This is a genomic window from Streptomyces sp. P5F9, from assembly GCF_057961495.1.
Map to the genome: position 1 here is coordinate 1 of NZ_JBXVPZ010000524.1, position 6242 is coordinate 6242.

The following is a 6242-nucleotide window of genomic DNA, read 5'->3' on the forward strand; positions in this document are numbered from 1 at the left end:
GTGGTTGCGGTGGGTGGTTCGCTGCGGCCGAGTGGGGGTTGCTCGCGCAGTTCCCCGCGCCCCTTCAGGGTGTTGTCGGGTTCGGCGGTTATTGGTTCGGGATCCTCCATGGGAGTTGGCCCGGGCCGTGGTTCCGGGTCCTCCAACGGAGGAGGGAAGTGGGCCCCCGTCGGGGCCGGGCCCGTCGCCAGGCGGAGGAGGCCGAAGTCCTCCAGGAGTAGGAGGCCGTGTACGACGGCCAGTTCCGGGGTTGTGCAGCGGACCGGTACGCCCTGGGGTTCGGCGAGGTCCTCGATTGCCGTGCGGTGGGGCTGTGTTGTGTACAGGTCGCCGGAGAGGAGGACCGTGTTCGGGGTGGAGTCGGTCAGCTCCTGGGATATTGCGGTGAGGGCGTCGGACAGTTGCTCGGTGCGGGTGGTGACGACGCGTACCGTCAGGTCCGGGGTGATCGCGAGGACCGTCAGGTCCACGGTGGCCGCGGTCCGGTCGACGACGAGGACCGTGCGGTGGACGCCCTCGGCGATCGCGCCGTAGTGCAGGGCCACCGCGACCGGTTCCGGGACGATCCTGTGGACCTGGAGGCCGGCGTCCTCGGCGGCGCGGCGGAGGCGGGCCTCGGCCTCGCGGCCGGCGGACGCGGGCAGGCCGAGCACCGCCTCCTCGTCCTGGGTTCCGGCAAGGAGCGTGGCCAGTGCGGCGGCGGGGTCGGCGACTCCGTCCGTGCCGGCCAGGTCCGTCACCGTCACGGTCGGGCGGCCGTCCGGGTCGAGCCGTCCGGTACGGGCGATGTGGTGGCCGATGGCGATGCCGAGCATGTGTTCAGCCGTTCCCTTCCTCGGTCCTGGCCCACGGCGTGCCGTCGGCGTCGACGCCGAGCCGGATCCGGCTGCCCGGGTCCGGGCGGTGGGCCAGGAAGTGGGCGACCACGGCGGCGCGCAGCCGCTCCAGTTCGTTGCGGATCTGGCGGCCGCCGTAGGCCTGGTGCTCCGGGTCGCTCATCCGCTCGGTGATCCAGGGGTGCAGGGTGTCCGTGTCGGGGACCAGTTCGACCTGGTGGCGTTCGCGGACGGACTCGGTGAGCTGGTCCAGCAGCCGGTCGGCGATCTTCACGATGTGCTCGCGGCGCAGCATGTCGAAGACGACCACGCCCGGCTTGAGGCGGCCGTAGATCTCCGGCCGGCCGATCGTCCGGAACTTCTCCTCCACGGCGCGGGTGAAGTGTTCCTCCAGGACGGAGTACGGCATTTCCGCGCCGCCCTCGGACAGCAGTTCCGGGACCGCCTCCGCGCCCGTGTTGGAGGTGAAGATGATCAGGCACTGGGAGAAGTACGCGGTCTGGCCGCGGCCGTCGGTGAGGCGGCCGTCCTCAAGGATCTGGAGGAACTTGTCCAGCACCCGGGGGTGCGCCTTCTCGATCTCGTCGAAGAGCAGGACGCTGAACGGCCGTTCCTGCACCCGGCGGGTCAGCTCGCCGCCCTGTTCGTGGCCGATGTAGCCGGGCGGTGCGCCCGCGAGCCGCTCGGCCGCGTGTTCCTGCTGGTACTCGCTCATGTCGAAGCGGGCGTACGCGCTCTGGTCGCCGAACATCAACTCGGCGACCGCCTTGGCGAGTTCGGTCTTGCCGACGCCGGTCGGGCCGACGAAGAAGAACGCGCCCCGGGGGCGGGCGGTGCCGGAGCCGCCGAAGTCGATGCCCACGAAGGCGGCCTGGAGCGCGGCGGCCACCGCGTCGACGGCCTTGGACTGGCCGACCACGCGGGTGCCCAGGACGCCGCCCGCGCGGGCGACGGTCTCCCGGTCCAGCTGGGTCCACGGGTCGACGCTCACGTTGAGCCGGTGCAGCTCCAGCAGCTTGTCGGGTTTCTGAAGGGGCGCGTTGCGCAGCCATGAGGTCCGGGCGAGCGCGTCGATGTCCCAGCCGGACATGCCGTCGGTCGCGCCGACCAGGGCCTCGATGTCGGGGCGCGTGGCCTCCGTGGCGCCGTTGAATTCGTCGCGCAGCCAGGTCAGCCACAGGCGGCGCTCGCTCGGGTCCGGCGGGCCGATGTGCAGCGTGGCGATCCGGGGGTCCTCCAGGTGGAACCAGCCGGGCAGCCGGCCGACGTCGCCCACCGCGCACAGGACGGCGTTGCGGGCGTGCGGGCGGCGGCCCTCCAGGGTCGAGCGGGGCGTCACGGCGGCCGCCATCGCGTCGCGCAGCCGGAGGTAGCCGCGATGCGACTCCGGTTGGCCGGACGGGAGTTGGTGGTCGACGTCCTGGAAGACGAAGGCGGTGGCCGCGTCGGGGGAGGCGACCAGCCGGTGCACGGTCGCCACGACGTCCTCAAAGCTGCTCGGCCTGCCGGCGGCCCTGGGCGCGAGCAGGTTCGACCGGTCGCGGTCGCGCTCGGCGCCGCGCCGGGCACGCGGGTTGGCCTGTTGCCCGTCGTCGTCCGCGGGTGCGTCGCGGTTCTCCCAGGGGCGCGGTTCCCCCCGGTCGCCGCCGGCCCGAGTGCGGTTCGCCTCCAGCTCGGCGTAGCGCTCCGCGTGGCCCGGCAGCGGGAAGCCGAGCCCGGCCACCGGGTCCCACCAGCCCACCACCTCGGCGCCGCGCGCTTCCAGCACCCCGGCGACCAGTTCCCGGAAGGAGGCGGGCCGGTCCTCGAACCACCAGCGGTCCCGGATCTGCCCGTCGATGATCGCCTGCCGGCCGCGCCGCAGCTCCCAGCCGAGCGACACCGCCCACAGGGGCATCATGCCGTCGGCGGTGACGGGCCCCGTGCCGTCCTCGCTCTTGGTGAAGTCGACCGTGCTCATGGCTGCGTCCACCTCCAGGACGTCTCCCGGGGCAGCGGCTTGGCGCGCCGGCCCGGCGGCTTGCCGTCCCAGGTGAGCTCACCCGGTACGAAGCCGTCGTCGCCGAGTGCCTCGTGCACCCGTTCCAGCAGCGCCTCCGTGGTGTCGCACACCGGCTCGTCCTGCGGGGCGCTCAGCGTCACATCGGGCTCGCCCTCCACGTGGTAGACGAGGACCGGCGTGCCGTCGGCCTCGCTGGCGACCGTCGTCTCGTACGTCGCCCCGGTCGGCCGGACGAAGTGCAGACGGAAGCTGCCGCGCTCGTCCTCGCCGCCCTCGAAGGCGAACCCCTCGTCGGTCATGGCGTCCCGGAGCGCCGCCACCAGGTCGCGGCGCCGGTCGTAGGCCAGCTCCAGTTCGTCCAGCCGGGCCTCCGCGTCGGGGAGCCTTCCCTCCAGTTCGGCGACCGCTGTCAGCGCCCCGGCCGCCGAGCGGGCGGTCAGTGCCTCCGTGACGGCGCGCAGCGCGCCCTCGATCTCGTCGGCGAGGTCCGGGTCGCCGAGCCCGCCGGCCGTGTCCACCACACCCGCGGCCGCCGGGCGTACGACGTCCAGCCGCTCGGCGGCCTCGGCGAGGGCCGCCTCCAGGGCCTCGGCGCGCTCGCGCTCCGCCGCCTCGGCCGCGGCGCGCTCCTGCTCCGCGCGGGCCTGTCGCGCGGCTTCGGCGAGGGCCTGCTGTTCCGCGTCGCGCACCGCCTCCGCGACCGTCGCCGCGTGCCGGGTGAGTGCGTGTTCGACCGTGCCGAGCAGGGCTTCGAAACGCACCCGTGCGTCCGGGCCGGTGGCCGCGCGCAGCCGGCCGAGCAGATCGGCGCAGCTCCGGTGTCCGTCCGCGTCCAGGGCGGCGCCGTCCGGACCGGTGGCGGAGAACCGGCGCTCCAGGCCGGCCAGGACGGCGGCGCGGTCGTCCGTACGGTGACCGGCCGCCGCCGTGCGCAGACCCACGGCCCGGCCGCGCAGTTCCTCCACCGCGTCCCCGAGCGGCTCTCCCCGGGCGGCCCGCTCCCGCAGCCCGGCCAACTGCCGCTCCAGGGAACCGATGTCGGCCCGGGCACCGGACCGCTGGGCCTCGGCGATCAGCTCCCGCACCTCGACGAGAGCGCGCTCGTCGGCCCGGGTCCGCTCCGCCTGCGTCCGGGCCAGCCGGGCGTCCTGCTCGGCCGTCCTGCGGGCCGTCAACTCGGCTTCCCTGCGGGCGGCTTCGGCCCGGCGCCGCTCCGTCTCGGCGCGGGCGCGGTCCCGCCGGGCGGCCGCCTCCTGGGCCAGCCGGACCCGTTCGGCGGCCCGCCTGTGTTCCCTGGCCCGGCGCTCCGCCTCCCGGCGCCGGCGCTCCGCCGCCTCCCGCTGGGCGTACACCGCGCCGACGCGGACGCTGCTGTACTTCGGTGATCCGCTCATCGTTCCCTCCGTGCCTCGGTGTGCAGCACGAACCCCCGCGCCGCGAGCTGTTCCTCAAGTCCCTGCCGGAATCCGGGAGTCGGCGGCACCCCGGCCCAGGAGACCGATCCGTCGGCGTCCACCGACAGTTCGATCCCGGCGGTGGTGTCCGGCTCGGCCAGGACCCGTGTGTAGCGGTCGGTGAGCGGGATCAGCCGCTGGTTGTCCGAGCCCCGCCAGCGCAGGCTGCCGTGCCGTGCCGCGACGTACGGCCCGTCGACCAGCAGGTCCAGTCGTGCCAGCAGGGCCAGCCGGTCCGGGTCGCCGCGCCGCAGTACCTCGTGCCGGAAGCCGGAGTACGCCATCGCGCCGAAGTCCGGGCGCCGCTCCCGTACCGCGTCGAGCAGCTCGGCCAGCGCCCCGGCCTGGCTGAACGGCTCACCGCCGGAGAACGTGACGCCCTCGATCCGGTCCAACCCGGCCAGCCAGTCGGCGAGTTCGGCGACCGGCCGGGCGGTGCCGCCCTCGAAGGGCAGGGTCTGGGCGGCCACACAGCCCTGGCAGCGCAGCGGGCAGCCCTGTACCCAGATGACGGCGCGGCTGCCGGGGCCGAGGACGGTGCAGTGGTCCAGGGTCCGGGCGACGGAGAGTTCGGTCGTCATGCCTCCTCCTGCGGATCGTCGGGGTAGCTGTCGTCGCCCCGCTCGGCCTGGTCGCACCACGGGCACCACGGCCGTTCCACGGTGTGGACGTGACGGGTGTTCACCGCGCACACCTTCAGCCGGCCGGGGGCCGTCTCGGCCGCGAGCGCCCGGGCCCACTCGGCCGCCGTGGGGCGGTGGAGCGGGTTGGCGAACGCCCTCCGGAACAGCTCGACGAGCCGTCTCGGCAGCAGGTCGGCGGGCGGCACGGAGCGGGGCAGCAGCACCGACGTACGGTCGGTGAGCCGGCAGCGGCCGTGCAGCGCGTTGTCGTCGTACGACAGATAGTCGCTGCCGTCCGTCGGGTGGCCGGCGAAGGGGTGCAGGCCGGCCATGAGGAGCTGGTGGACCAGGAGGGCCAGGGCGAAATCGTCGGACGCGGTGTCCGGTGGTGTGCCTGCGGGGGCGCCGACCCGCTCGGGGGCTGTGTAGCCGGGGGTGCGCATCCGGCCCGGGAACACCTCGCGGCCGTCCGTGAAATGCCAGGAGTCGACGTCCGCCATACCCACCCGGCCGCTCTCGTCGACCCAGAGGTTGTCGGGCTTGAGGTCGCCCACCACATAGCCCTCGGCGTGCAGTTCGCCCAGCAGCCGGGCGAGGGCGAGGGCGGCGTGGAGGGCGGTGGCCCAGGTCGCCCGGGGCAGGAAGGCACGGCGGGCGGAGGTGGTGAGGAGGTGACCGAACGGCTGGTAGGCGCGCCGCATGTCGGCCATCACGTACCCGTCGACGGGGTCCGTGCCGGTGCCGCCTGCCGTGCGGACCGGGATCATCGGCCAGGCCAGCCGGACGGGTGCGGCGAGCAGGACGACGGTGCGCGGTTCGCGGCGCTGGCGCACCAGGCGGGCCACGCGACGCCGGTAGGCCTCGGGGTCGGGCGGGTCCGGGACGAGTTTCGCGACGAGGGCGCGGGCGTCGTCGACGCCGTAGACGAAGCCTTCCGAGCCGCTGCCGATCCGCTCGGTGAGCCGCCATGTGTGCCCGCCCGGGGACACCACCGTCAGTCCCACGGTCACCTCCCTTCGACGAGAGCGCACAGGAGGGTCAGATCGTCACCGGTCCGGCCGGCTTCGTGTCCGGAGAGCCGGCGTCGGAGGGGCTCGGCGTCCCCGTGGTTCTCGCGGAGCGTGTCGGCGAGGCCGACGAAGAAGCGTTCGGCGGGTAAGGGGCCTGCTTCTGGAGGGAGTTGGCGGACGGAGGGGTGGTCGAGGGAGAGGGCGGCGCAGCCGTCGGTGGCCAGGACCACGCCGCTGAGCTCCGGTTCCCAGACGACGAAGGTGCGCAGGCGCAGGGCCGCACCGGGGGAGGAGAGGAAGGCGGGCGGAGCGGTGGG

General features: G+C 74.4%; 5 protein-coding genes and 1 pseudogene. All 6 read right to left on the minus strand.

Annotated features, from left to right (window positions below; all coding sequences use genetic code 11):
* Nucleotides 1-815, minus strand: an 815-nt coding sequence (locus AC31A1_RS44435) for an Hsp70 family protein (RefSeq protein ID WP_489658763.1), incomplete at its 3' end; no start/stop codon positions are given.
* A 4-nt stretch (nucleotides 816-819) separates the two neighbouring features.
* Complete coding sequence (locus AC31A1_RS44440) at nucleotides 820-2796, minus strand: AAA family ATPase (protein WP_489658764.1); 1977 nt, start codon at nucleotides 2794-2796, stop codon at nucleotides 820-822.
* Nucleotides 2793-4232 (minus strand): hypothetical protein, encoded by a 1440-nt coding sequence (locus tag AC31A1_RS44445; RefSeq protein ID WP_489658765.1) that lies wholly within the window; start codon nucleotides 4230-4232, stop codon nucleotides 2793-2795. The genes AC31A1_RS44440 and AC31A1_RS44445 overlap by 4 nt, the downstream gene beginning before the upstream one ends.
* Entirely contained in the window at nucleotides 4229-4873 is a 645-nt protein-coding gene (locus AC31A1_RS44450; RefSeq protein ID WP_489658766.1) for a 4Fe-4S single cluster domain-containing protein, read from the minus strand. The genes AC31A1_RS44445 and AC31A1_RS44450 overlap by 4 nt, the downstream gene beginning before the upstream one ends.
* Nucleotides 4870-5919 carry a protein kinase domain-containing protein gene (locus AC31A1_RS44455; RefSeq protein WP_489658767.1) on the minus strand — a complete coding sequence of 350 codons (1050 nt, stop codon included), beginning with the start codon at nucleotides 5917-5919 and terminating at the stop codon, nucleotides 4870-4872. The genes AC31A1_RS44450 and AC31A1_RS44455 overlap by 4 nt, the downstream gene beginning before the upstream one ends.
* Before the next feature lie 2 nt (nucleotides 5920-5921).
* A pseudogene (locus AC31A1_RS44460) lies at nucleotides 5922-6242 on the minus strand (protein phosphatase 2C domain-containing protein); the annotation flags it as partial.